General features: G+C 42.1%; 1 tRNA gene and 1 rRNA gene. Both read left to right on the plus strand.

The window, feature by feature from the left end:
• Window positions 1-60: 60 nt before the first annotated feature.
• Window positions 61-136, plus strand: a tRNA-Ala gene (locus L5M17_RS23010).
• Between the two features lie 362 nt (window positions 137-498).
• A 23S ribosomal RNA gene (locus L5M17_RS23015) occupies window positions 499-649 on the plus strand; the annotation flags it as partial.

Below are 649 nucleotides of genomic sequence, written 5' to 3' on the forward strand. Positions count from 1 at the left end.
TTGGCAAACCAATCCTTTTAGAGGTTTGGAACATCTTACTTACTCGCACTGCATGTAAATGGGGCTATAGCTCAGCTGGGAGAGCGCCTGCCTTGCACGCAGGAGGTCTGCGGTTCGATCCCGCATAGCTCCACCATTTACACCTTATTCTGACTTTATTGAAAAGTAATAAGGCATATGCACTATGGATAGAGATGCCAAAGATAAACTTAAAAATTATCTTTGGCTTTTTTAAGCCCGCTCTTTAACAATTTGGAAAGCTGATAGTATTTAATTGCATGAGTCTGTCATGTGATTAATTACAAAACGTTTAATGCGAAAGCATTGAACATGAGTTCTCAAACACTTTATTAAGTGTCTTGAATATTCAATAGTAAATTATTCTTTATTGAATAGTTTGCGTCTAAGGCGCGTCCACTTCTTTGGTCAGAAGTGAGACAAGTAAAACCAAGCTGGTCGCAATGCGRCGCAGGTGAGTGAAACTCATTTGGGTTGTATGGTTAAGCGACTAAGCGTATACGGTGGATGCCTTGGCAGTCAGAGGCGATGAAGGACGTAGTAACTTGCGAAAAGCGTTGGCGAGCTAGTAACAAGCATTTGAGCTAACGATGTCCGAATGGGGGAACCCAGCAGCATAAGCTGTTATCGC

This window comes from Shewanella sp. SW24 (assembly GCF_025653395.1).
Lineage (GTDB): Bacteria > Pseudomonadota > Gammaproteobacteria > Enterobacterales > Shewanellaceae > Shewanella > Shewanella oncorhynchi.